The following is a 24,023-nucleotide window of genomic DNA, read 5'->3' as shown; positions in this document are numbered from 1 at the left end:
TGCTGATGGATGCTAATGGCTATTTATAATTTGACTTTACAACTGCGTATATCGGCGGCGAGGGCACAAACCCCTTTGTAGATGTCACCATATTTCAGCGCATACTGTTCTACTTTGATCTTTTCTGTTTCCTCAGTCGTGTAAATCAAGTATTCCTCCAAACAGAGTTCGTTGCGGTAAACGTTCATTTGCTGCCCCCCTTGATCAATGAAAATTTCTCGATAGGGATGACCAGGCTCATTGGCCTTATTCAGCGACAAGAGCAATGTCTTCGCTTTATCGGAGAGTCCTAAAGCATCCTGAAGCTTATCAAACTTGTTCATGAACTTTCTCATGTCCAGCAGCAGCTTGATATCTGAAAGGTTGATGACAGTTTCCTTGATGATCGGCGAAGAGATCAAATCCTCGACCTCCTGAGTGATCAGGGCGGCTATGCCGTTGAACTTCCTAACCGTCTTGTAGAGGTATTTTATAAAATTGGCCATACCGGATTTGGCGATAGCGATCCATGCTTCGTCAATGGCCAGGATCTTACGCTTTCCCTTCAGCTTGCGCATCTTGGAAATGAACATTTCCATAATGATGATCGTGACTACCGGAAAAAGGATCTCATGACTGCGGATTTTGTCCAGCTCGTAGACAATGAAACGTTCATTCAACAGATCGAGATTTTCCCTGGCATTGAGTAAGTAGTCAAACTCCCCACCCTTATAATAAGGATTCAATACATATAGAAAATTCGCCACATCAAATTCTTTCTCCTTCACATCTCCGTTCTTCAATACGACTAAGTATTCTTTCATCAGGAAATCATAAAAGGAGTTGAAGCAAGGAAAGACGTCCCGGTTGCCTGACAGGTATTGGTAATACATCGTAATGGCGACAGAAATGGCAACATATTCACTCCGGTTATAATCCTCAGGGTCTTTCTTCCACAATGCAATGAGCAGGGTTTTCAGACTTTCCTTTTTCTCGACATCCAATGAATCATCAGCACCTATATAAAAAGGGTTAAAACGGATCGGGTCTTCATCCGTATACGTGAAATAATAACCACCCACTGCATCACAAAGCCCCTTATAGCTGCCACCGATATCGATGGTCACACAGTGTGCCCCAACCTCATACAGGGAACGCAGCAAGTGGTTCATGGCCATTGATTTTCCGGCTCCGCTGCTGCCACAACAAAACAAATTCCGGTTGGTGATCAAACCTGTTTTCATGGGCTGATCAAACAAATCAACCAAAACCGGTCTCCCATTTAGTCGCTCGGAGAGCCGCAAGCCTGATGAATCAGAACGCACACTTCCTTCCAAGTTCAGGAAACAGGCGGCTTGCTCGGCAAAAGTGTCGAAAGTATCATTGATGGGAAAATCCCCTTCATTGCCAGGCATACCGGCAAACCAGATCTGAGCTGCGCCATCAGTTTCTTCCTTGCAAACCGCAGCTATAGCCGCCATAGCAGATCCCACCTTATTTTTCAGTTCATCGAGTTCCTCCCGCTTGTCCGTCCATGCCAGCACATTAAAATGAGCTTTTACGGGAAGCTTCTGCGTAGCAATCGCTTCATTTAAAAAATCGTTGCAGGCATCGCGACTGATTGCATTTTCACGCGAATAAGCAGACAAAGCATTTAGCCGAAGTTTCTTAGCCTCCAGCAGCCTGATCGTTTTCTGGGCATCTCCGATAAATAAATACTGGTTGTAAACGTGATTACAATCCAGCAACTGTCCCAAAGGCGTCGCAAAACCAATACTATAATTGGTCTTATCGGTAGAATATTTATCATAATTGATCCTGGGCCCGCAAAGTGCCGGCAAATCCAGCGCATCTGCCAAAGTATACAACTGGCAATGCTGATCGCCGATCCGAATTTCGTTTTCAATATGAATGTCCCTGATCACCGACTGTTGTCCCCTGCCTAATAGGAAACAATACTTTTCAATAATCCCTGGTTGATTTGCCGTTCCTGCAAGTTCATCGCCATTTAGCCGGCGCAATCCGACCGATCCACTGTCCTGTAAAATCCGTTCAAATTGCCCGCAGGATGAGTAGAAATTAGCCAACACTTTTTGATCGGCTTTACTGACCGGCGCAACCGACTTGCGCAGAATGTTTGAATAAGCGGAAGAAGACAATTTTCTGTCTTTAGGCTTTTGGGTCAGGAAAATAAAGCATTGATGATCTAAAAAGGTTCGGCCTTTAAAAAACTGCCCGGCCGCATTGTTCAAGACGTTTCCCAGCTGGTCGGTACCCTTCACTTTTGATTTTTGAAACCAATCTGCCTTATGAAACACTGTTCCATCCGTCAATACCCGGATCGCTTTCACCAGCGACTGATGCAGCGATTCAAAGTCAGCACTTGACTGGGTACCAATTACTGGCAAAGTCACTTCATAAGCGATGGTCACATCGCCAAACATAGAGATCATCGCATTGGCTTCTACCTTCCAGATCGGAAGTATTTTTTCAATTTCAATCATTTCGCTCCCCCCTTCCAGCCCCTGAATTCAAGCTTGTAAATACCCTCCTGGATCGAAACTTCAAATATTTAGGAAGACCACGTTTGGCCATAAACTTGCCCAAACCATGTACGCCAAACCGTTTGGATAGCCTGGTTACAGAAAAGTATAAGCCAGCACCCAATCCCGAAATCAAGGGCACAAGTGCCATCAATGGCATTCCTATGATATACAAGATGGCAAAGGTGATCAATAGCACGACCAGCCCAACCGCCAGGTAAGCAATATACTGTCCATACAGCCCACGGAATTCAATCGGCTTATTGATGCCTCTATTTATGTGATATACTGAACTCATAAAATCATTTTTTGTATCAACGAGGCGGGCAGCGCTGCCATTCTTGAACAGGCTTGCCACCCGCACACGTCAATCGGTTAAAAATTCAGGTGCTATATTCCAAAAAAGGACTTCAGCACCGTTGCCACTACGACCAGGAATATGCAGGAACCAAACCAGGAGGCCGCGACCTTATTGGTATCCGGCTCCCCGGCATTCCACTTGTTAAAAACCTTAATTGCACCGATCACACCCACTACCGCACCGATCGCATACATCAGGTCACAACCCGCATCAAAATATCCCCTGACCTTACTGGTCGCTTCGGCGATGCCAGCATTACCATCCTGGGCAAAGCCTGTGGCTACATTGCAAAGCATGTTATACGCTAGCAATGCCATTGACAACAGCCATCCCCGTGCAGCGATACCTTTGCCTGACCCAGGCTTAACTTGAACCTCCGAAGGCTCCATCTCTTTTCTCTTCATGTTTAAAAATTGTTTTATGTTTCCCGAAAAGCAGCCTTACACGCCGCCTGATTTTTTCGTATGGAAAACCAAAGCAATCCTATCGCATCCACTCAGAGACTAGATCCAAAGATCCTCCAACTCTTCCTCCGTCAATTGAAAAGGCACCTGTTCACGGATGAATTGGTTGAATGCCGCAAGTTGCGGGCTAGTCTTCAGCTCAGGGTATTTGGTACGCAACACACCAAACAGCGCCTGAAAATCTTCCTTATCTCCATCCTGGGTTTCCAGCAATCTGCATATGCTCCTGATCTCCTGCTGCGCATCTGCAATCAATCCGATCTGGTCCAAACGATCCGGAACACCGCCCTCGTCGCTTTCGGGCGAGAAGGAAAACTCATCCGCTTCCACCACACTCACCCCATGATCCAGTACCGAAGTACCCATCAGATCATCTTCTTCAGCTAAGTCGTCTACCTGCTGTTGCCAGCGGTGCGGCAAGGCATCCTTATTCGGAACCTTCTTTTTGCGGAAATACAGGAGCCAGACCAGCGCGTACCAAATCAGGCTCAATAAAATGCTGGCCAGTAAGAAGTCAGGCCATGTAAATGCTTTTAACATATCTCTTTGCTTTAGCTCCGGTGCGACATTGCCCCGGAATAACAGCAGCAAAATTGTCGCAATAGCCAGTTTTTGCTTCGGGAGTACCTTCGGAACTCCCGAAAAGTATTTATAAAAACAGCATTTAAAGCGCTGCAAAAGGCATTTCAGAAAACCTTATAATCCAGTTCCTTCTTCTGCCGCTCGCGTCTTTTTCTCCCAGTCACGTTGCCGCTTGTCCGCACGTTGGCGGCGTGAAGCTTCTTTTTCCGGATCAAAAGCATTCTTGCGGTCAAGCCGGTTTAGGAATGCCATCTTAGCCATATCCAGGAAATGAGTTTTGCTGATCCGCTTGCGGGCGTCGATTTCTTCCAGACGCTTATGAGGTTTACCAACCGAAACATGAAGCTGCTCTTCCAGCCATTCAAAAATTTCTGTAATACTTGCCTTCCCCTCATTAAGCTGACCAGTATCATATAAACTGAAACCCAGTTCAACCACATTAATGGCATCGCCAGTCCAGCGCAGTTCCCGGCTGCGGCGCTGTTTGCCCGGCTCTTCATGCACCATAGGAAAAGGATGTTGGATTGCTTCAAGTAAATAAATCTGCAAACGTTCGTAGGCCATAAACTTGGCGAATAAATGATCCATTCCGGTAGAGAAACCTGCATCCAGGTCCGGAATATCTACTACCCATGTGTCAGGGATTTCGACATTGCGCAGGAAATAAGTATGATCCATCTCTACAGCTTCAGTACGGTAGTACTGATATAAAAAAGCATATTGCTGAAAGAAACGTTGTACAATTCGGAGCTCATCTTCCAGATACGACCGAACCATATCTACGGTACCCACAGGTCGTTTCATTTCCAGGGTGTACAATTCAAAACGATAGATTTGCTCAGACAAAAATTTCGGTTTCAATTCCTTGAAAAACCAGATCTCTTCCTCCAAGGAAGAGAAGCCCTTCTCCAACATCAATTCTTTCAACCCCAACAAATGGGTTCTGATCAGGGAAAGGTAAAGCGCCAACGCCTTCACAGGTTTCAACTCTTTAGTCGGTAAAGCTTCAATAGCTGAACTGAATTGCCTTAGCAATTCTTCATACATTACTTGTGTCATAAATTATAGTTTAAGTTTAAGATTCTGAGAACTGAGCGTGTACTCTCTGCGCAACAGAAGATGCATAACTATAGACGAAGCATAAGTTGAGTATGGAATTCAAACTTAGCATTGCAAGGTGCGCTGTATGATGACTTTGATTCATCACCCGGAGTTAAAATACCCGGGACAGCGACTAACTAACCAGCAACAGCAGAGCAGGTAAAGAAACCTCAACATTTGAATTTTAGAAAACTTAAGATTGAAAAGCGCATTTAAACCAGCTCCTGGCTTAAATTCAGGGCCATCCGCATGAAACGGAGAAGTCATACTTTGATTCATTGAATAGGGATTAATTAAAGCTCCACCCTGCCCGTTGACCGGCAACAACTTTCACAGATGGAGAATGAGTAAATCTTACAGCATAGGCAACAAACTTGGTTCAATCCAAATATGGGCTTTAAGCACTCAAAAATGCAATAGGGAAATACCCCTAATTTGCAAATTAGGGGAAAACCCCTAATCGAAATTCAAAGATTTTCTGCATAAAAAAAGGGGCAAGAGAACTCCATCCCTATACCCCATTATCTTTTCGTTTTGTGTTGACTAAAGTATATACTTTCTCCCCCTCCAACCAACTTGAATAGCAAATTTTAGAAAAATAAAATAATATTATTTTGAAGGATTCAAGAACTGCTCCTTTTCTTTTAAAAGACGAATGACTTCCTCCTGATCTAACACGCGTTTGGTGAGCTGTTCTACCCTTTCGCTCAACGACGTTAGTTTAGCTTCGTATTCCTCCAACTCCTTTTTTCGATAGGATGCTATCGGCTCCTCGCTTTCATAGTATTCGAAAAGATTTTCATCTAAAAGAGCCGATAATTTCAGTAATCTTGACCCATAGATATCATTCTGAGCTAATATTTTTTCAAAGGCAGATTTCGATAAGCCGATAAACGTCGCCGCATCTTTGTTGAGAATTCCTTTAGAGCGGAGCTTCTGACTAATGTATTTACCTATAGGAATGTTCATAAAACAAAGTTCAGAATGCTTCAATATAACACTCACTACTTGGCTACCGAATAAAAGAAACAGAACTACCAATTTTTGGTGGTTTGGAATATTTATGGTATATTAGTTTAGTATTAGAAACATTTAAACTAATTATTATATAAAATGAAAATGGACTGGGAACAGTCCACTAAAAAACATATTTTTAAAAACTTTTTAGTCTTACAGACAGAGTTTTTACAGGATTCTCGCGAAATGAAAACCGCTAATTTTCCAATGAGCGTGAGATGGTAGGTAAAAACACACTGTCCCTAACCATATTATGTGGTTAAGGGGCGGTGTTCCTATCAGCTTGCTACGCTCAAGGCTCTTAGCGGTGCCCCATTCGCAGCAAGACGGAACATCAAGCCGCCCCTTAATCATTATTTCGTCGGCGATCTACGTCTTTAGTTAAACTTAAAGATTACAATGATGTCGGCGGATAAAAAAAAGTATAATAGTTTTTCAGATTCGGAGTTGGTTACCCTTCTTCGATCATCGGATCATAATGCATATACAGAATTGTATTGGCGGTATTCACGATTGATGATTGCCTTTACTTATAAAAAGGTACAGGATAAAGATTTAACAGAAGATTTTGTCCAAGATCTTTTTATCTCACTGTGGGAACGTCGGGAGAACCTACAGATTAACACAAGTTTTTCAGCATTTTTATACACCTGTCTTCGCAACAAGATCGTAGATCACTTTTTGCACCAGAAGGTTGAAACGAAATACCACTCTTTCCTAAAGGAATATATATCAACTCGACAAGTTTCGACCTCGGATCATTTAATAAGGGAAAAACAGTTAAAAGAATATATACAGGTGCAAATTGACCAGCTGCCTAAAAAAATGAGGGCAATTTTTGAATTAAGCAGAAATGAGAGCATGACACATCAGGAAATCGCTGAGTCATTAAATATTTCAAAGGAAAATGTTTCAAAGCAGGTGTCAAATGCATTGAAAATTCTGAGAACAAAGCTAGGCCTGCTATTTATCACATAATTCCTTGGAAGGTCTTATAAAATATACACGTCCTTTATATAAAAAACTTTCAGTTGTGTAGATAATTAATTCCACCAAAACGAAAATATTCGGCTTTTCAATCTGTCTTTTTCATAAGTTGGTATTATGGTTACTAACATAGCACTGTATTAACAACTTACATGCTATTTTAACCAAGAACCAATAGCATCTATCAACGCTTTCTGCCCATCAACCATTGAAAGATTCATTAAATTAACTGGTAGTGCTGTTAACACAATATCTTTTCCACCCAAGCCAGAAGGTATATGCCAAGTTGTAAGCTCTCGATTATTAGATGAAGGATAAATTAAAGATGCTTTTTGGCATCCTAGAATATGTCCTGCAGTGAATACTTGATAAATATCTGATGCTTTGGGCCGAGATCCAAGTATCTTGTACTTAGCGTCAGCCACCGCGATTGGCTTGCCAATGTGATTACGAAATACGACGTCAGGGGTTGTCTTTAAACTACTACCTTCTCCATGATGTATATGACCTAAAGTAATTTCATTCTTAGTGACCTTCATTCCGTGTTGATTTGCTGCTCGTTGACATAACCAGAAGATGTAATTTTCATAAATTTTATCTGAACTCCATAAAAAACCAGACAGGGAATGTTCACCCCTAGCATGATTTACACCCGCTCCTTCTAACAGTAAGAGCCCTACCAATCTCGCAGCTTCAAGCCCTTGGTGCTGGGAGCCAAGTTGGATTCTTCTTGCCTCTATAAGGTGAGGCGGGCGCTTCCCTACATGAGCAAGGCTCGCTGAAATCTCACGCAACGCTTTAGCTCGACCTGGTAACTTAACTGTTGCTGCGAGACAATTTGCTGACCAACGAAGTAACCTTGCTAAGCTAGAATCGTCTGTAAAGTAATCAGCTATAAAAGGTACGAGCCAAGGGCGGGAAATCCATTCACCTATGCGCGATACATCAAACGCACCCCGTAGGCAATTGCCTTGGTTTTGCTCTGATAAATAATTCCGAGGTAGACCACGTGCTGAACCTCGGGCATATGATCCCAAGAACATTTCTGCGAGAAGGTCGGGAATTGCTAAAGATGCACCAAAATGAGCTGATGTTATACTCTCATCAATATGACCACCTTCAACTACTGTAAGTATTTGCCAAAGTGTACTTTGCCAGCTACCTTCATTTAGAGCTAGAAATTTCGGAGCTATCTCGATGTCAGTAGTTCCCACTCTAACAACACCAGTTACTGCTTCTGCACGCAATTGAATTTGGCCACCTCCGACGTTTTCTATTTTAAAAGGCTCGTTGGAAAGACCTAGAATCCTTTTCCACCGATTACTTGCTTCGATCAGAGTAGAAATATCTATTTCATCAACGCCAAGAACTACTGCTTCACCATATTCTTGAAGTCGAATTCGTCTGTGTGTCTTCAACGAGTTAGCCATCTAAATGACCGCTCTATTTCCTCAGCGTTAAGTTCGCTAACACGAACAGGCGTGAGAGTTCTAACGCGTATACTGCTACCTAGTGCTGTTCGAAGTGTCCATGCATAAGTACCTGCCGCTGGCGGAGTATCAACGCGAAGTAATTCGATTAATTGTTCCGGTCTTCCAGAATATCTATCTTCAAGTTGAGGATAAATAACCTCATCCCATGCCTTAGCTAAATCTTGCCATAAAACATCATCGGATTCATTACCTTTCAGTTGAGTAAGGAGGCCATGACCAAGCTCAAACTCACAGCCGAGATCAGCTGCAATGGCCAGATTCAAACGGTCGAGAAGCAGATATGCAGTTTCAAAAGGAGTTAAATTTTGCCAGTTATCGTCACTAGGTTGAGGAATTGAACTCTCCTCCAATTCCCATAAATGTGCAAGAACTGATAAATTAGGCCGCATCTCAATTCGATCGAATCTACGTGACAGCGCGCTGTCAATGGGTACTGCTGCACGATCGACACTATTCATAGTAGCGACAATGTAAATATGCTTTGGAAATGTAAACCCCGCAGGGATTTGGGCTTCTTTCCCCTCGGCTCGGTAAATTATTTCACTTTGGCCGTTAATATACTTGAGCTGTCTAAGGGGCAATGGAAGGGGAGAACGACCCTCATCACGGTAATCGAAATCCAGAAAAGTCATGAATTCACCAAAAATACGAGCCGCATTACCTCTGTTTATCTCGTCAATAAAGATTACTATTGACTTATACTCGGATGTAGTGTCTAACAACTCTAATGCAGCATCAAGGAAAACTCCAGCTGATGGCTTGAGCTTTGTACCAGATCCTGTCATCTCAGGTATCAGACCTAATACAAAATCTTCATAAGTATACGATTGGTGGAATGTAGTCCATACAACTTTTACGGGCTGTGGAATAGGTAGCATCAGTTCCGGCCTGCTAAACGGCGTCAGTGCATCATCAGGATTAAGAACTATACCTTTCTCACTCTCGGGCGGTTTTCCTAAGACTTGAAATAGCTCACTGATAAGCCTTGTTTTACCTGTAGCAGGGGGGCCATACAAAAGTACGTTTCGCCCTTTCTCCCATGAGCTGAGAACATTGATAAGTTGATCTGTCATTTTGAATCTTTATGAGTTAATTATCCCGCCAACTTTATTGCTATACAATTCAAACATCGGATGGTCATCTGTCATATGCGGAGGCCGATGCCCTTTCGTAAAACCTGCATAGTATTTCCCATCGAAAGTCTTAGCGATATAGATACGTAATCCACCATCAGGAAAATATTCCATAGCTTCTTCTCTGGTTGCCACATCATCAGGGGCCCTGGGGAAGTTACGCATAGACGTCCATGCCGGATGGCGTTGTGTATTAGGCTGTTGCCGATTCTGGTTTGCTATACGCATACGCCCACCTGCTTTACTACGAAACTCTATCGGACCAGATACTTGGTGATCCCCAACTACGGAAGCTTGTATCGTAAACGAGGACAAAGAATTAAAACCGGCTTCTGTAAGATCCAGAAAATCAAGAGTACCATGAACCATAGAATTGGGAATTTCAATATATAAGGACCCGCCACCACCACTAATCCTATGGTAACGTTCAATGTTGTAAAATTCTCCTGGTTGTACGCTCCGCCACCAGATGCGTTCAATATTTAATTTCTTAGGCATGACTATTTTTTTTCTATATGATAAAGGCGCTCCAATAAAATGTCATCTTTCACTTTGTTGTTACTACGGTATCGCTTGTAAGATTGCTCGTGTAATGTCACTTTTCCAAAATCATTTAAAATAGCAAGAAGTTCATCTTCATGAACTTGGCCATCTTGGCTATAAGATATAAATATATGAGGAACATCTAATTGTTTTAAGGCGTTACGAAAAGCATTACCAGCTGAGCGGCGATAACAAAAATCTGAGGCCTGTTCTTTCCATGGGCGGAGACCGCCGTCGCCCACAGCAATCGGTTCATCCTCTTGAGCTAAAGTCTCAAGGATATGGTAGTTCCCTGCATATTGTCGTTTCGTATAAGGAGGATCAAGGTATACAGCATCGACACAGAGAGTTGAAGCAAGTTTTTCAATAGGCCCTTCTAATACTGAATGACTACCTGGCGTTTGCTCAAACTGGAACGATTCGAAAGTAATTGGATTTTGGGCATTCTTTGAAAGTTCTTTTAAAAAGTAGCCAAAAGTGCCACTTATGTTTGCAACTTTGTTGGTTGCTCGAATTAAGGAGTGTAGCAATAAACTGTGTTCAAGCTTATTAATAGTTCCAGATCTTGCAAGATCCCGTATACTTATTCTAATTCCATCAATACGTGCAGCATTAGAGGCCGAGAAATATAGTCGAGGCTGACGCCCATTAGCAGGGCTTCCAGCATCACCAAATTCCCTAAAGAAGTATCCCTCTATAGAAGGGATCGAACGTAGCCAATCCAATGCTTTATTATGTCCACCAAAAGCTTTGAAAGCTGGTGCCTGCTTAGCTAATAACCGGGATCGAGCATGGATAACTGGAAACGCAAGGGCATCAGCAGCCGTAACTGAGTAACCAGCTTGCGCCAGGGCTAACGAGACGGAAGCAGTACCGCACATTGGATCAGCAATTGATGAACCAGCGGGAATAACCCTGCTTATTTCTCCAACTATCCATTCTGATAGTTTTGTCTTATTACCAAGATAACGGAACGACATAAATCTCTTTTCTTTGAATCCGTTAAAATTACTGTTTTCTTTTGATTATTATCCGCTCATACATCCGTCGATAAGTTCCATCACCATTGGGCAAATAAAAGCGTGGCCCCCCTTGTGAGTACGTCACTTTTTCAGCTATGTCAGACATTGGGTGGCTTAAGGTTCTGCTAGAACCCAATATTTCAAATTGATCGGGATTGTATTTATCCATGAAAGTAATAGGCACTCCCATCGGGCCGTCATAATTGTAGGGTATATCCTTAGTTTTACAAACTTCTATCGCATCACAGTTTGCATATTTTGGGTTTTTAATAGGACAGTAGCTTTTTTCAAGAGTAAGGTCTATATGTCTGCTTGGGAAATCGAGATTGGTAAACCACCGAACTCCCTTAACTCGAACGTATTTATTACCATCTTTATCCTCTCTTGTTCCATAGGCTGTTAGGGGGTAATTAGATGGCACACGGAATTCTCTGTCTCCACTGCGGATACTCGGTCCATACCACATTTCATTCTTTTGAAATAGCGGAAATATGTTTTTGTAAGTTACAGCATTCATATTTCCAATAATTATGAACTTCTTCTTGTACTCTAATAACTGGGCACAATATTCTTTGAAAAGTGAGAATGGTGGATTGGTCACTACTACATCTGCTTGCTGTAGTAGTTCAATACTTTCGGCGCTACGGAAGTCACCATCTCCTTTAAATTGCTTGGTATATACAAGTTCATCCTTTGAATGCGTACTGCTACTTTCCCTACCACTATATTCTAGATATACCGCTTGCTCAGACAAGTCATTTTCAAAGGAATCAGAGTTTACGCTACTATAGCATGCTGTTATTAATTTTTTTAATCCAATTGTCTCGAAATTGTTGTAGAAATATCGAAAGAAATTACTCTCCCGTGGATCATCGCAGTTGCAATAAACAACCTTTCCTCTAAAGTGGTTGGTGTAATGAATCATTTCCAGTTCTATATCTTCGAGGGACGTATAGAATTCGTCATTTTTCCCTTGTTTTGCATTTTGAAAATCTTGATTTCGGCTAGATGTGGTACTACTTTTTGTCAAATTCGGTACTTGAAAAGAAGTGATTTCAAGTGTTGGTTCTTCTTGGAAATATTCGTTATCGTTCGCTTTCATGTTGTATTTTAAACATCAATCATGATGATTAAGGGTTTATAATTTTTGGAATTTAACGACACATCAATCTTAAATATGTGCTAAAAATAACTAAAATTTTTGCTACTTTCTAGTAACGGAATAGCATTAGCGCAGTTTCTCTCGTATAAGGATTAGTGTTACCCAACTGATAAGGATATCAGGATACTCGGGAGCATTCAAATTTGATCACGAAATAGTTAATTAGCAACAATTCCTAAATTCTTCTTAAATTCGTATTGTTAAGAATTACTTCCAAAGGCCAGTCTTTATTACACTTTTCCTACCCACTTCATCACATCTAATCACTTGGCATCAAAGTTACAAAAATACTAACGAAATTAGCAAACAATCATATGATTTAAGTCTCGACAATTAATATTCATGATTAGCTTCCAGCTTGCAATCTGGAATTTTCGGATATTTGTTGCCCGTAATCACCTGAGGAGAGTATTGCCCGTTCAAATAATTTATAAAGTTCCTGCAGGTTCTGACATGACTTGGGAACTTTATCTTTCCATCTTTGAGTTTAATAGTTAGATTAAGGGCCTTTCTGCTTTCATAAAATCTTAAGTTGATCTGATATCTACGAATAGCCCCCTGATGTTTCAGGTTCCTCAACGAATAATAAACCGTGACATTTAAGAGCCAAATCTGCGTGTTAAATAGATTTTTCTCTTAATTTTGTTTTGATAAAGTTAACCTCCCAAATATATTAGATAAGAACTGTTGACTTCACAATCACTTAGAAACGTTAATAAATCCAGTAAATATAATTCATTTAATTAAATATGCTCTTGTATGTAAACCAAAGTGACAATCTACTAGCATTAACCGAGAAGCCCTTCGCGTTAGAGCGCGAGATGCAAGTTTTGTTCGAAAAAAACCTTTATGTCCTTACTGGATGGACAATGGTAAAGTCAGAATTCATGCTTAAGAGTAACAGGCTCGACACCCTTGCTTTTGACCCGGAAGCCAATGCTTTCGTCATTATTGAATACAAAAGAGACAGGAACTATAGCGTGATCGACCAGGGTGTGTCCTACCTCAACTTAATGTTGGAATACAAGGCAGACTTCATCGTCGAATACAACGAAAGCCAAAATAATGTTTTGAAAAGAACCGATGTCGACTGGTCGCAAAGCAAGGTAGTTTTTGTAGCGCCTTCTTTTACAGACTTTCAGCGCCAATCAAGCAACTTTAAGGACCTGTCCATAGAGCTTTGGGAAATCAAACGCTTTGATAATGACGTTGTAGTCTTAAACCCTATCAAGAAAAGCAAATCTGCTCCAAGCATAAAGCCACTACAGAAAGTCGACAGCCAGTCGGAGATATCCAAGGTCACCAAGGAAATCAAGGTATACCAGGAAGAAGATTTGACCACGCGCGGTAGCGAGTTTAGTGTTGAGTTATATGAGGAGTTCAAACATGCAATTTTAAATTTAGACAACGATCTGGAATTCATCCCGAAAAAAGAATATATCAGCTTCAAACGAGGCAAAAGCAATATCGCCGATATCACTATTTTAAAAAAGGGCATAAAGATGTGGATCAATAGAAAAAAGGGGCAGCTGGAGGATCCAAAGCACATCGCTAGGAATGTGGCCGCGGTAGGGCACTGGGGAAACGGCGATTATGAAATACTTATCGAAGACAACAAAAACCTTGAATACATCATGAGCCTGGTCAGACAGTGCATTTAACCTCTATCATCCTGGTAATACTTTATGATGACCTTGGCGTGTTGCTAGAAACTATTTTTCAAGCAACTTTTCAACCAAGAACCGTCAAAGAAAATGTCCATTTTCAGGGCTTATCGAAGAGCTCTAGAAGACCTATTTTAGGCGACAAACGCCACTCCTGCCATATAATATTTTTTGAGAGATCGGATTGTTTCGCAACATACGTATTTTTTGACACATATAAATCGGCGATGATCCTACAGTCAATTCAAATGTTAAAGTAACCTTATTTAACAATAATCATCGATGCTGTCCTCACCGGTCCATTCAAGCCCCTGGGCAAGGATGTATTGTTTCTCCGCACCCTCTCTTGAAAAAAAGTTTCTTCGATTGATATGCACGAACTGCCCTTGTTCGAAAGTGATTTCAGCAAGCACCCAGGGCTTAATAGCGCCACTCTCATCCGCGTTTTCGCTCATCACGTATATTGACTCCCCGCCGTCAAGGACCGCATGTTTTACCACGATCGAGGTGTACCATTGATTACGGCAGAATACTTTGCCCTCTTTTAGGCTTTCCACATATGCAGTAATTGGTTCAGTAAACTCCTGCGGACAGCAGGGAAATTCTGAAGGGGTTTTCCAGTCACGCTGTGCTGCATTTGCAGTTAAGGATGGTGTGGGGTCAGGCTGCTGGAATTCTTCGTATAATTCCACGTCTTGCCCGTTCCCCCTGCTGAAGATCCACCTGTCTAATGTGCCGCTACCAGCCACTTTACCCGACACTTTACCGCCTGCGGCCCATTTCATCATCCGCTCATAGCTCGTCTTCGCTTCCTCAGCGCTAACCGTAGTCATCCAGGTGTAATTTGGGTCCCGGAAAGCATCACGAAATTCAGCCGGATTAGCTAAAAATGCTTCCACACTCCCGCAAATATAAGAAATGCGTGTCGCTGTAATCGGGTTGAGCAGTATGTTTTCCAACCTGGTTACGTACCTGAGATTCTCTGGCCGGTTGTTACATCTATTCGTATCGACATGGTCAATCACATGCCCGGTGCTTGGCCGCTCCCCGTGAAAAGCCATAGCCACTATCTGGTGGACGCGGACAGAACACACTTCACAATAGCCAGTTTTTGCATTTGGTCTTCCAAAAGTCCAAGTATTATCCGCTGAACGGGCACGCACACTGTTACCGGGATGGCGCAAAACAGCACCATTGTCACGAACAGAATACCGCTCATTTTTATAAATGCAATCCACTTCTCGGATAAAATCTTCAATTGAGTGTCCACCAGTCATTATTTCTCGAATTTACATCTAGAATGTAATTTGGTAATGACTTCTGAAAATCATAGCGCTGTTGCTGTATATTTTCGAGGATTTCGTTTGCTTTCTCCAGATATGCACCGATATAAGCATCCTTATGTACAATGTCATCAGGTATGGAAACATTTGCGTCAAACAATTGACTGAGATACTTAATGATTTTCTCTTGATAAAATGACAAGGGAGCGATGTGAAAATACTGTCGGTTCACATCAATTTTATCGATAATTTGAGAAAATCAATTTAATGAAAGATCGAAACGGCCATTTCTGACTTCAACTTTTTTCCCTTCTGAAGAGACCGCGTCGTAACTAAACGTACCAGAAATTATTTTAGATGTTAATTTAAGAATATGCAATTCGCCATTCAAATCAGGTGAACTTCCGTAAGATATACGCTCCAGGTCAACGGTATGAACATACTTGGCATAAACAACCCCAGTCGTTCCTGGACTCCCCAATCTATATGTAGCACCTTCGGATAGTAATATTCCCTGTGACTGTAAATATAAGGTAATCCTGCTACGCTCACTTTCATCTCTGGGGGCGGTTATACTCAATTGAGGGACAGGAACACCCGCATAATAGGCCGATAAACTGAGCGGACTATTGAAACGTACTTTTGGGACAAACACCTTTCCATCAATCAAACAGCCAAAAGTATTTTTTCCCTCTGTACTTACTTCAGGTAATTGATCGGGTCGGTTTGACTTTTTACAGGATAAAATTAGCGTTAGCACTGACAGCGTACATAACAGGATAATTTTTTTGAGGAGCATTTGAGCTTTAATTTTTAGATTATGATTAACATAAAAATATGCACGAATTCCCGCACAATTTGTCTGTTTTACATTATCAAATTGTTAAGACAAGCAATACTTGTTCTATCATGTCAGGGAATCGCTCAGTCACTATAATTTCAAATGAGATTGTGTCTGTACGAGGGAAACTATCAGGTGAAGCCTAGATTTATGTGATCAATCCAGACGATGCCCGGCATACCCACCGCTGTTACCCGCTGTATCAGGAAAGTATGGAAGATATCACATATGCGATGGAGTCTGCACGAACGATCTTATTGGGATTGAACCGGGAGCGGATTAAGAAGCTGGGGGATTTTTTCGTAGAGTCACCAGTTAACTTCCTGACAGCGATCATTTGGTACCTGAAAAAATACAAAGATGGAAAGTATTGTACATTACCGCATGTGATCGAGTTGAAGCAGTCGGAACACGATCATTTGTTCGCGATCTTACAAATAGAGTCTGAGATCAGGGCGCTGATCAATTCCTTCATCTCGGCCTGGCAGAATAAAGCTAAAGCACGGCTAGAAGGTCAGGTGGCGAGTGCTAAAATCGGATTGGCCAAGCTTGCCTCGCCACAGCTATATTGGGTGTTGAACGGTAATGATTTTACGCTGGATATCAACAATTCTTTGGAGCCGAAGGTGATCTGTATAGGCAACAATCCGCAGAAACTGCAGACTTACGGACCAGTGCTTTCTTTATAGGTTTCCTGTATGATTAAGCTGGTAAATCGGAAGGATCAGTTGAAGAGCAGTTTCATCTTCGATGAGTTTCCAACGATATTTTTTAATAATATGGATAGCCTGATCGCTACAGCCCGGAGTTAGAAGGTGAGCAAGACGCTGGGGGTTCAGGATTTCAGTCAGTTGCGCAAGGATTACGGGAAAGATGTCGCAACCAATTATGATTGAATTAAAAGCCAGAGGACTTATTAGTGGAGGAACTCGGAAAGCTGGCAGATTTCAGGGATCCTCAGGTTGACGATGCATTTGCACCGGCAGGCGAGAATCAGCGGGAACCAAATGAGAAGATGATTGGCGGCGCAGTCCCGGATTGTGTTCAGCAAACTGTCAAACACCTTGATGATGTGAATCATCCGGGAAATGGTTCGGGCAAAGGGAAAAGGATAGTTTCGTCCGCAAAAAATAAGTTATTGGATACAGATCAGGCTCCTACAGTCTCCATGAATAATCAGCATGATGTAAAAGGTTAAAATGTGAAACCGATATTCAAATACGAAACATCATCCATGCAATAGGCAGTCGTATTTCGCTGGTCTATATTGAAGAAAAAAAAGTAGTCACCTGTCTTACCAATAAACTTTTGCTTTCGATCGGAAGTAATGGTTTTTCCATCATTCAGTGTGATTGATTTTCCATCATAAATTTCGGTATTCAAAATTAAGGTCGCTAGGACGTTGGAACTCAGAAAAGGCAGTAATACGATTGAAAAAAGTCCTGCGATTATTGCTGCCTTCACATTTTCCTTATAAAACTTTATGAAAAATATAACAAAAATGACAAGTACGATACCTAGGGAAATCCATTCAGCGGTGGCGGAGGCTAGAGGACTTTCGGAATTGAAGATGAGGTAATACGAAAAGATGATGGACGCTAGCCCTATGATGAATGCGGTTAATCCAAACCATTTTGTGGTAGCCCTCATAAGCAATATCATTCCTAAAATTAATCCGGCTGGCAACAGATCTTTAATTGCCAGCTTCAATATTTCTTCCAGGTCAATGAAGTCATAGATGTTTACGGAGAACATCAGGTAGAAGAAAAATGCCCGTAGGTTTCCGTAGAGCAAGGCGATTAAACCTAGGGCAGGAACTATTTTGCTGAGGTAATCTGCAAAATCGAGATATTGTCCGATGCTCGAAGGGACTGAAGGCTGAATATTTTGATTACTTGATTCCATGATTGTCAATTTATCCTCGTAATATAAGAGCTGGAGATGGCCAATTCAAATTCTCGCCAGGTTGTTATGTTGAAGGAATGGTTAGTTTTATTTGGATAATCCAAGATCACTGGCCCCTAATCACCAATTTCAAAATCCTAGATAGCAATCTGATTTCCAAAGGAAAAAGGGGTCAGTTTAGATTTGGCGACGTTGGACCAATTTGGTGCGAATTATTCATAGGGTTTTAGAACGGAAAATTTATACGCGGCCAAAAGCATCATGGGGAGTGCTATTCTTTCGCTTTAGAGGTAATAATTGGAGCAAGCTCTTTTTTTAATTTTTCAAAATCTTCTTTACTCATCATATCGATTTCAGTTAATTCTTTGGCTTCTTTCAATTTAGCAATAGCTTCATCTCTAGTCATTTTTCTATTTTTCAATAAAATTTCACTAGACTCAATAGCTAACTCTGTATCCATTACACTTAAAAATTTATTTATTCCAAAAGCCTTACCATTTATTTCTCCTAATACCATAACGACGTACAAAGGTTTGTTTTTACTACCTCTATGATATGTTTTTATTTCATTAACAACAACAGTAGTGTTTTTTAAACTATTAGCTGCCATATTCTGGGCATCCCCGCTCATAGCAGACATTATACTTCCAAACCCAGCGGGTCTTCCCATTTGTATGAACTCATAAGTTTTTTTGGAAGTACTTCTTGATTGTGCTACACCCCCTCTTGCCCTAGTACCATAACTGCCGGAGTAGGTCCTTGTGCTCATTTCCTCAGAAGTAGGCGTTCCTAAAATTAAAGTATCACCTACCTTTACACTATTCTTACTAACTGTTATATACTGTTTTACTTGAGCACCATTTTTAATTGAGCTAAAAAAATTGATGTCTTGGCTGTTTTCATATGTTAATAAATCAATATTTTCTTGGGCATAAATATTGATGCCAGACAAAAGAATAATAAAGAGCGTAACTGTTTTTTTCATAATCGTTATTTAAAGAGAATTGGTTCGTTTATTTTGATAATTAGAATTTAAGCGCTAAACTTTAGTGCGTATTAGCCCAGAACTGGGTAGGTTGGCAGTAGAGAGTAGCGTATTATTGATTAGGGTTAAAAGTATGCAAAATTCTGTAAATCATCAAATTGATTTTTACTTCTCATGATATCTGACTCCCGATTCGATTTATGCGGCGAATACGACGCTCACAGCTTCCGAACTGACAAAATGTGGGAGAATCAGCAGTTGCAAAGCAACGGGATTCGATATATATTTTAAGAAACGACTGGCGAGATATTCTATAAAATATCATGACAAAGTTTTAAGCATGTTAAAATTATATAAAAGCGTTCAGCGAGGATTCAATATAGTACATTTTATTGGAGAGTTCGAAGCGTCTATAAAATTCGCAGAGGAAGGCATGCATTTATTAAATACCTCGAATATCGAGACTGTTCTTGACCTGGATAACCAACTTGCTTTAGCATTACGAGATTCTAGAATTCCCTCAAATATTGATAAGGCAATATCAATATTTAGACTGAACGAACCGCTAGAGGTAGTAATCCCAGAACCGCAGACAACTAACGGTTGTAAATATTTTAGGAGGAAGGTAATTTTTATTGGAAAATGAGCTTAACTGGATAATCCAAAACAACTGACCCCTCTTCGCATATTTCAAGATCCAAGATAACAATCTGATTTCTAAAGGTGAAAGGGGTCAGTTTAGATTTGGCAACGTGGGATCAGTTTGGTGCGGTTTATCCATTAAACAAAAAAACATGTTTTTTTCGCTCTGGCTGAATCAGCTCTTTATAGAAAAATCGATCTAAAAGAATGTCGATTTAACAAAAAAGGCCTTCTTCGTGCTGAAAAAGGCCTTTTTTTAAGTGTGGTATGGGCCGGGATCGAACCGGCGACACATGGATTTCAGTCCATTTACACACCCCTATATCATATTGTTAATCAATATATTACGAGAAGACTTTATTTCATTGTAAATAGGTTGTAAATAAAGTCGCTGATTGTCCTTATCAGTTATATAAATATACTGAAAAGGTTATTTAATTCACCATTAATCTCTATGAAATTCTACCCATTAAAAAGTGTTGTTGAAAATCTGGATCTACAAAGACTTTGTCGAGAAAAATGGGATAATGGAAGTTGGGGAAGCCAAACCCAAATGCTTACAATGTGGACATCAATGTTATTTACTCATTTATATCTGTATCTAGAGATTCACCATTATCTGCTGCACTTCGTATTGCGTCATTGAACAAATGCGACAAAATACCTGTTCAGGGTCAGCAAAGAATCCTCCCCCAGTACTTGTACCGCCTTCTGAACTATTCAACTGAGCCATCAATCCGCCCATATCGAATTTATTACAGTTGAGTACTAATTTCTTTCATACACGCAGTCAGCGATAATTTTTGTCAAAAACAAATGAACCAGTTTGATTAAGTTGTGAAGGCAGCATGGCTTCTTTGAAGCCCCTGAACAATCTTTACCACAAATACATAGAGAGAAATTTTGAACTTATAAATATTAGCGACCGAGATAGCCGAAAGATGATTGAAAACTTTAAAAAAAGTCACCAAGTTCCTCTTCATTTGGGTGGGGAGGCGAAGACAGTTTTTGATATTTATCATGTATCATCTTGCCCTACCTTTTATTATTCAGGCAATGGCGGCCAAATAACGCAGGTGCAGTAAGGGTATAACGATACCTTCGAAATCAAAGGAGATGCAGACCGTCGACGACCTGTTGCGGACTTAACTCACAATCATGCCGTCCGTGATAATCCAGTATGTCAGAAGCATGTGATTATATGGGGTGTTCAAAGACAACCTAGCTTATTAAATAACTCACTAATAGACACTTACATTTATTTTACGCTCCATCTTCAAGCCCTGAAAACCCTAAGAAAAGGACTGCTCGTTTCCGAGCAGTCCTTTCGAAAATAGCAATAAAGTCCAGTTTGTATCCTTGATTATATTGTGTACGAACCAAGTTTTAGAAAATTCAAAAGTAACTTCTGTTATAAAAAATATTTTAGATGAGTTACGAATCGCTTGCCAAGGTAGGCCTTAGGCAACCTTCTAGCGTTCTGAATCTTAAAAAACTAATCGCCATAAAGCTACAAAAGATCACCTCGGAGAATTCAGGTCAGGTGTAGATTCTAATTTTTTTTGAAGATCATCTCCACGCAGGTTTCTGGCAATGATTACCCCATTTGGATCAATAAGGAAGTTGGATGGAATTGACCTGATACCATATACTGCTGCAGCACCCTTTGGATCCGACGTCGGGTCGATCAACTGGATCCATGGAAGGCCATCATCCTGGATTGCCTTCAACCAGGCATCGCGCGTCTGTTGTTTATCTATCGAAATGCCTATCACCGTAAACCCTTTATCTTTGTAGTTATTAAAAGCTGTAATTACCTTAGGGTTCTCAGCGCGACAGGGGTGGCACCAAGATGCCCAAAAGTCGACAAACACATATTTCCCCCGAAAATCGGATAACTTGACAATACGACCAACCGTGTCCGGCTGGCTAAACTCAGGGGCAATCCTGCCTACTGCTGTGTTATTCACCCCTTTTAAAGCCCTTGCCATGTCTTTACCGTCGATACTCCCTCGAATCTCCCTGCTAAGAGTGGAGAAAAGTTTGGCTGCTTCAATATTGTCCGAATATGGACCTGCAATCTCTCGGACCGCAAAAAGGCTGATGTAGGAATCCGGATGTGTATGAACATAGTATTTTGTCATTGCCAGCTGCTTCTCACAAATTTGATCGATCTGTTTTTGGATGATTGCCAATGTTGGTTTGTTCCCGGGGCTGGATTTTTCGAGATTGTGATAGTCGATCCTAAGTGACCGTAATCTACTTTGCAAGGGTTCCATCATTTTTTTTAAATCCCTGTCATCCTGATTAACTTTCGATCCTGATAACACTGCATTTTTTAAGGAGTCTGAAACGAAGATTTTTATGGTTGCTTTCTCTAGGTAAAATGTCAGCATATCCGCTTTTGGCCTCTGCCCTACTGAGGTTACGTGCTTTGCATTTATAAACTGTAAAGATGCCCGAACGATGTTTGTCATCTTTCCGCTCATTTCAAAGGCACCATTTTTTACTACCGTGCTATCAAATCTGGATAGACCAGCGGATTTATATCTCATAAAAATCTTCCCATTGGTTGATAGGTCTCTGAAAGTTCCAATAATCTTATAGGAATCTTGTGAAAGCGCCACTAATGGCAAAGCCATCAAGAGTACTAAAATCATTTTTTTCATAATATTTCTTTTATAAATAAATAGGACATGGGCTTAGCGTTAGATTTTTCGGCTGGGAACTTACGAAGTGCCTAGTCATGTAAGATATTTTGGTCAATTGTGCCAAAAGCCCTGCAATTATAGTTATTAAGCATATCAACCTCAGAAATAGAGACATCTGGGCTGATATGCTTATGTATTTCAATTCTAGGTTAATTATAACCTGGATTTTGTTGGTCTCGTATTGCCGGACTTAAATCCAGTTGCGACTGCGCTATTGGATATAGCGCCTTGAATGGTTGCCAAACCCCACCTTTGATTGTGGTATATGCACCCATCACGGTATTGATTTTAGCTGTGCGTTTAAGATCTAGCCAGCGATCACCCCATTCGGTAAATAATTCTCTACGGCGTTCCTCTCCAATAAGGTCAAGTATTCTCGGTTTTGCAGTCTCATTAGAAGCCAGAAGGCCTGCCCTTTCCCGAATAACATTCAGATCACTGAGCGCACTATTGGTGCCGGTAAGCTTATCCTGTTGCGCTCTGGCCTCAGCACGGATAAAGTATTGTTCGGCCAGGCGAAGAACCATCTCATACTCGGTAAGGGCTGTCACTGCGGTACCCGCTTTATATTTTGCAGGATAATTATATTTGGTTGCTCCTACAGTAGCAGTTCCTATCCAGGAACCAAGCCGTCTATCTGTTGGAGAAAACTGGTTGATCAGATCGGCAGATAAATAAACCGGAAATGTTGCATTCGGACCAGTTGATGGGAGTAAGAAAAACCTGGGTTGCCATGTATTTTGGTTGGCATAAGTCGGTTGTAAAGACCAAATGGTTTCCCTGCTGTTTTTTAAGAACACTTTCCCCAGATCGTCTTTTATAATTTCATAAAGTGGGTTATTAATCACCTCGGTTGCCATTAGCTCAGCATTTGCATATTCGCCTGTGTACAAATATACTCTGGCGAGCATCGCTGTTGCGGCTGCTTTATTAACCCGGATTCGCTCAACAGTAGGCGTCTTCATATCTACAGCGAGATACCGCTCGTCCAGTAAGCTACGAGCGTCATTTAGATCTGTGATGATTTGTTGGTAGACCGTGTTAACCGGGCTCCTGGGCAAAGCTGAATTGAACAGATAGTCACTAGTGGTAGTTAGTGGTATATCTCCATATAAATTGACCAGGTAAAAATAATAGAAAGCCCTAAAAAACTTGGCTTCACCGATCAATTGCTGTTTGATCCTAGGGGTCAGGGTTGTTGATGCATTTAGGCCTTCGAGTGCTGCATTTACTCGGTAAATATATTCGTAACCACGGTCCCAGAGAATAGTGCCCGCAGCATTATTGATAGATTGCAGGTTGTTTTCGTAATAATTACGCATTTTTTCGTTATCCAGATTAAAAAGGGTTAGATTATCAGCTGAAAGTTCAGTGACCAGACTTATAGAATTGAAACCGACATCCGGTGATATAGGTTGATTTACTCGGGTTCCGATAACTGCATAGATATGGGTCAATACCGAAATTGCAGTGTTATCGTTTGTAAAAACACTCTCTGAAGTTATGCTTGTTATAGGGGAATTGACTTGTAGGAATTTTTTACATCCACCAGATACAAAAAGTAGCACTATAAAAATCAACAAAGTGGTTGAATTCCGCATAATT

At 41.1% G+C, this 24,023-nt stretch carries 21 protein-coding genes and 1 pseudogene; 4 read left to right on the top strand and 18 right to left on the bottom strand.

Annotation, left to right across the window (positions count from 1 at the left end; all coding sequences use genetic code 11):
• Positions 1-23 precede the first annotated feature (23 nt).
• From WAE59_RS09040 to WAE59_RS09015, 6 genes are all read right to left on the bottom strand, one after another.
• Entirely contained in the window at positions 24-2,483 is a 2,460-nt protein-coding gene (locus tag WAE59_RS09040; RefSeq protein ID WP_337855622.1) for a TraG family conjugative transposon ATPase, read from the bottom strand.
• Positions 2,476-2,820, bottom strand: a complete 345-nt coding sequence (locus tag WAE59_RS09035) for a DUF4133 domain-containing protein (RefSeq protein ID WP_337855621.1) — start codon at positions 2,818-2,820, stop codon at positions 2,476-2,478. The genes WAE59_RS09040 and WAE59_RS09035 overlap by 8 nt, the downstream gene beginning before the upstream one ends.
• 92 nt (positions 2,821-2,912) lie before the next feature.
• Positions 2,913-3,200, bottom strand: a complete 288-nt coding sequence (locus WAE59_RS09030) for a DUF4134 domain-containing protein (RefSeq protein WP_337856549.1) — start codon at positions 3,198-3,200, stop codon at positions 2,913-2,915.
• Positions 3,201-3,386: 186 nt separating this feature from the next.
• Positions 3,387-3,887 (bottom strand): hypothetical protein, encoded by a 501-nt coding sequence (locus WAE59_RS09025; RefSeq protein WP_337855620.1) that lies wholly within the window; start codon positions 3,885-3,887, stop codon positions 3,387-3,389.
• Positions 3,888-4,043: 156 nt separating this feature from the next.
• Positions 4,044-4,988 carry an RteC domain-containing protein gene (locus WAE59_RS09020; protein ID WP_337855619.1) on the bottom strand — a complete coding sequence of 315 codons (945 nt, stop codon included), beginning with the start codon at positions 4,986-4,988 and terminating at the stop codon, positions 4,044-4,046.
• A gap of 651 nt (positions 4,989-5,639) precedes the next feature.
• Entirely contained in the window at positions 5,640-5,999 is a 360-nt protein-coding gene (locus tag WAE59_RS09015; protein ID WP_337855618.1) for a hypothetical protein, read from the bottom strand.
• A 447-nt stretch (positions 6,000-6,446) separates the two neighbouring features.
• Here WAE59_RS09015 and WAE59_RS09010 point away from each other — a divergent pair, with 447 nt between their 5' ends.
• Entirely contained in the window at positions 6,447-7,025 is a 579-nt protein-coding gene (locus tag WAE59_RS09010) for an RNA polymerase sigma factor (protein ID WP_337855617.1), read from the top strand.
• Positions 7,026-7,189: 164 nt separating this feature from the next.
• On the opposite strand, the gene WAE59_RS09005 is transcribed toward WAE59_RS09010, so the two are convergent.
• The 5 genes from WAE59_RS09005 to WAE59_RS08985 are packed head-to-tail and all read right to left on the bottom strand — an operon-like array spanning position 7,190 to position 12,327.
• Positions 7,190-8,452: a 5-methylcytosine restriction system specificity protein McrC gene (locus WAE59_RS09005; protein WP_337855616.1), complete on the bottom strand. Its 1,263-nt coding sequence runs from the start codon at positions 8,450-8,452 to the stop codon at positions 7,190-7,192.
• Positions 8,449-9,600, bottom strand: coding sequence for an AAA family ATPase (locus tag WAE59_RS09000; RefSeq protein WP_337855615.1), 1,152 nt, complete (start codon positions 9,598-9,600; stop codon positions 8,449-8,451). Before WAE59_RS09000 ends, WAE59_RS09005 begins: the two co-directional genes overlap by 4 nt.
• A 9-nt stretch (positions 9,601-9,609) precedes the next feature.
• Positions 9,610-10,158 carry a hypothetical protein gene (locus tag WAE59_RS08995; protein ID WP_337855614.1) on the bottom strand — a complete coding sequence of 183 codons (549 nt, stop codon included), beginning with the start codon at positions 10,156-10,158 and terminating at the stop codon, positions 9,610-9,612.
• 2 nt (positions 10,159-10,160) lie between these two features.
• Entirely contained in the window at positions 10,161-11,183 is a 1,023-nt protein-coding gene (locus WAE59_RS08990) for a DNA adenine methylase (RefSeq protein WP_337855613.1), read from the bottom strand.
• A gap of 28 nt (positions 11,184-11,211) precedes the next feature.
• On the bottom strand, positions 11,212-12,327 hold the full coding sequence (locus tag WAE59_RS08985) for an adenine-specific methyltransferase EcoRI family protein (RefSeq protein WP_337855612.1): 1,116 nt from the start codon (positions 12,325-12,327) through the stop codon (positions 11,212-11,214).
• 947 nt (positions 12,328-13,274) lie between these two features.
• Between WAE59_RS08985 and WAE59_RS08980 the strand changes: the two genes are divergently transcribed.
• The gene (locus tag WAE59_RS08980) at positions 13,275-14,048 is read left to right on the top strand and encodes a DUF5655 domain-containing protein (RefSeq protein WP_337855611.1); all 774 of its coding nucleotides are present in this window, start codon (positions 13,275-13,277) and stop codon (positions 14,046-14,048) included.
• Between the two features lie 269 nt (positions 14,049-14,317).
• Here the strand turns inward: WAE59_RS08980 and WAE59_RS08975 are convergent, their stop codons facing one another.
• Genes WAE59_RS08975 through WAE59_RS08965 form a run of 3 tightly spaced genes read right to left on the bottom strand, consistent with a single transcriptional unit; the run spans position 14,318 to position 16,133 of the window.
• Positions 14,318-15,328, bottom strand: coding sequence for an HNH endonuclease signature motif containing protein (locus WAE59_RS08975; RefSeq protein WP_337855610.1), 1,011 nt, complete (start codon positions 15,326-15,328; stop codon positions 14,318-14,320).
• Positions 15,306-15,566 carry a hypothetical protein gene (locus tag WAE59_RS08970; RefSeq protein WP_337855609.1) on the bottom strand — a complete coding sequence of 87 codons (261 nt, stop codon included), beginning with the start codon at positions 15,564-15,566 and terminating at the stop codon, positions 15,306-15,308. Before WAE59_RS08970 ends, WAE59_RS08975 begins: the two co-directional genes overlap by 23 nt.
• A gap of 27 nt (positions 15,567-15,593) precedes the next feature.
• Positions 15,594-16,133: a hypothetical protein gene (locus WAE59_RS08965; protein ID WP_337855608.1), complete on the bottom strand. Its 540-nt coding sequence runs from the start codon at positions 16,131-16,133 to the stop codon at positions 15,594-15,596.
• A 171-nt stretch (positions 16,134-16,304) separates the two neighbouring features.
• On the opposite strand from WAE59_RS08965, the pseudogene WAE59_RS08960 reads away from it, so the two are divergent.
• Together WAE59_RS08960 and WAE59_RS08955 are read left to right on the top strand one after the other, a co-directional pair.
• Positions 16,305-17,056: pseudogene (locus WAE59_RS08960) on the top strand (type IV secretory system conjugative DNA transfer family protein); the annotation flags it as partial.
• Between the two features lie 38 nt (positions 17,057-17,094).
• Positions 17,095-17,373 carry a hypothetical protein gene (locus tag WAE59_RS08955; RefSeq protein ID WP_337855606.1) on the top strand — a complete coding sequence of 93 codons (279 nt, stop codon included), beginning with the start codon at positions 17,095-17,097 and terminating at the stop codon, positions 17,371-17,373.
• On the opposite strand, the gene WAE59_RS08950 is transcribed toward WAE59_RS08955, so the two are convergent.
• The 4 genes from WAE59_RS08950 to WAE59_RS08935 all read right to left on the bottom strand — a co-directional run bounded on the left by WAE59_RS08950 (position 17,370) and on the right by WAE59_RS08935 (position 24,019).
• Positions 17,370-18,080 (bottom strand): hypothetical protein, encoded by a 711-nt coding sequence (locus WAE59_RS08950; protein ID WP_337855605.1) that lies wholly within the window; start codon positions 18,078-18,080, stop codon positions 17,370-17,372. The two genes, WAE59_RS08955 and WAE59_RS08950, sit on opposite strands and share 4 nt — an antisense overlap.
• A gap of 271 nt (positions 18,081-18,351) precedes the next feature.
• On the bottom strand, positions 18,352-19,065 hold the full coding sequence (locus WAE59_RS08945) for a hypothetical protein (protein WP_337855604.1): 714 nt from the start codon (positions 19,063-19,065) through the stop codon (positions 18,352-18,354).
• A 2,162-nt stretch (positions 19,066-21,227) separates the two neighbouring features.
• Positions 21,228-22,376: a TlpA disulfide reductase family protein gene (locus WAE59_RS08940; RefSeq protein WP_337855603.1), complete on the bottom strand. Its 1,149-nt coding sequence runs from the start codon at positions 22,374-22,376 to the stop codon at positions 21,228-21,230.
• A 191-nt stretch (positions 22,377-22,567) separates the two neighbouring features.
• Positions 22,568-24,019 carry a RagB/SusD family nutrient uptake outer membrane protein gene (locus WAE59_RS08935; RefSeq protein ID WP_337856548.1) on the bottom strand — a complete coding sequence of 484 codons (1,452 nt, stop codon included), beginning with the start codon at positions 24,017-24,019 and terminating at the stop codon, positions 22,568-22,570.
• Positions 24,020-24,023: the final 4 nt, after the last annotated feature.

It is taken from the genome of Pedobacter sp. GR22-6, assembly GCF_037402555.1.
Taxonomy (GTDB): Bacteria; Bacteroidota; Bacteroidia; order Sphingobacteriales; family Sphingobacteriaceae; genus Pedobacter.
The sequence above is the reverse complement of the archived record's forward strand: the minus strand, read 5'-3'. Positions and strand labels throughout refer to the sequence as shown.

What these genes read in the sequence shown, in the direction of transcription:
- WAE59_RS09040 (WP_337855622.1), bottom strand. Translation starts at nt 2,483, where the DNA reads ATGATTGAAATTGAAAAAATACTTCCGATCTGGAAGGTAGAAGCCAAT.
- WAE59_RS09035 (WP_337855621.1), bottom strand. Translation starts at nt 2,820, where the DNA reads ATGAGTTCAGTATATCACATAAATAGAGGCATCAATAAGCCGATTGAA.
- WAE59_RS09030 (WP_337856549.1), bottom strand. Translation starts at nt 3,200, where the DNA reads ATGGCATTGCTAGCGTATAACATGCTTTGCAATGTAGCCACAGGCTTT.
- WAE59_RS09025 (WP_337855620.1), bottom strand. Translation starts at nt 3,887, where the DNA reads ATGTTAAAAGCATTTACATGGCCTGACTTCTTACTGGCCAGCATTTTA.
- WAE59_RS09020 (WP_337855619.1), bottom strand. Translation starts at nt 4,988, where the DNA reads ATGACACAAGTAATGTATGAAGAATTGCTAAGGCAATTCAGTTCAGCT.
- WAE59_RS09015 (WP_337855618.1), bottom strand. Translation starts at nt 5,999, where the DNA reads ATGAACATTCCTATAGGTAAATACATTAGTCAGAAGCTCCGCTCTAAA.
- WAE59_RS09010 (WP_337855617.1), top strand. Translation starts at nt 6,447, where the DNA reads ATGATGTCGGCGGATAAAAAAAAGTATAATAGTTTTTCAGATTCGGAG.
- WAE59_RS09000 (WP_337855615.1), bottom strand. Translation starts at nt 9,600, where the DNA reads ATGACAGATCAACTTATCAATGTTCTCAGCTCATGGGAGAAAGGGCGA.
- WAE59_RS08995 (WP_337855614.1), bottom strand. Translation starts at nt 10,158, where the DNA reads ATGCCTAAGAAATTAAATATTGAACGCATCTGGTGGCGGAGCGTACAA.
- WAE59_RS08990 (WP_337855613.1), bottom strand. Translation starts at nt 11,183, where the DNA reads ATGTCGTTCCGTTATCTTGGTAATAAGACAAAACTATCAGAATGGATA.
- WAE59_RS08985 (WP_337855612.1), bottom strand. Translation starts at nt 12,327, where the DNA reads ATGAAAGCGAACGATAACGAATATTTCCAAGAAGAACCAACACTTGAA.
- WAE59_RS08980 (WP_337855611.1), top strand. Translation starts at nt 13,275, where the DNA reads ATGCTTAAGAGTAACAGGCTCGACACCCTTGCTTTTGACCCGGAAGCC.
- WAE59_RS08975 (WP_337855610.1), bottom strand. Translation starts at nt 15,328, where the DNA reads ATGACTGGTGGACACTCAATTGAAGATTTTATCCGAGAAGTGGATTGC.
- WAE59_RS08965 (WP_337855608.1), bottom strand. Translation starts at nt 16,133, where the DNA reads ATGCTCCTCAAAAAAATTATCCTGTTATGTACGCTGTCAGTGCTAACG.
- WAE59_RS08950 (WP_337855605.1), bottom strand. Translation starts at nt 18,080, where the DNA reads ATGGAATCAAGTAATCAAAATATTCAGCCTTCAGTCCCTTCGAGCATC.
- WAE59_RS08945 (WP_337855604.1), bottom strand. Translation starts at nt 19,065, where the DNA reads ATGAAAAAAACAGTTACGCTCTTTATTATTCTTTTGTCTGGCATCAAT.
- WAE59_RS08940 (WP_337855603.1), bottom strand. Translation starts at nt 22,376, where the DNA reads ATGAAAAAAATGATTTTAGTACTCTTGATGGCTTTGCCATTAGTGGCG.
- WAE59_RS08935 (WP_337856548.1), bottom strand. Translation starts at nt 24,019, where the DNA reads ATGCGGAATTCAACCACTTTGTTGATTTTTATAGTGCTACTTTTTGTA.